This is a genomic window from Mesorhizobium sp. M8A.F.Ca.ET.218.01.1.1 (genome assembly GCF_004791165.1).
In the GTDB taxonomy this organism is placed as follows: Bacteria; Pseudomonadota; Alphaproteobacteria; order Rhizobiales; family Rhizobiaceae; genus Mesorhizobium.
The window spans coordinates 1-336 of record NZ_SRUZ01000117.1; the positions used below are offsets into that span (position 1 = coordinate 1).

Consider the following 336-nt stretch of genomic DNA (forward strand, 5'->3'; position numbering starts at 1 on the left):
GGAAATTCGGCGTTGACGTGGGGGTCGGGAAACACAGGAAGTCCACGCCGGGCTTCAGGTTCTTTGCGAGAAACTCGCCCTTCGCCCAATCTCCCATGATCTGCATGCCGGCTTTACCGCTCGCCACCATTTCACTCGCAACAGCCCAGTCACGGCCGACAAAATTGTCGTCGACGAGACCCCTTACCTGGCGCAGCTTTTCGAAAACCTTGACCATTTCCGGGCTGCGAATGGCCATGTCGTCAACCTTGAGCGCGACCCGCGTGTAAAACTCGGGTCCATTCAAATCGATGATAAGGCTGTCGAAGATTTTGGCGACCTGCCATGCCTCGTCGC

1 protein-coding gene is annotated in these 336 nt (G+C 56.8%); it reads right to left on the reverse strand.

The genetic code is table 11. The annotated features are described in order from the left end of the window. Positions 1-336: extracellular solute-binding protein (locus tag EN861_RS35720; RefSeq protein WP_348630921.1), on the reverse strand; the 336-nt coding region annotated here is incomplete at both ends.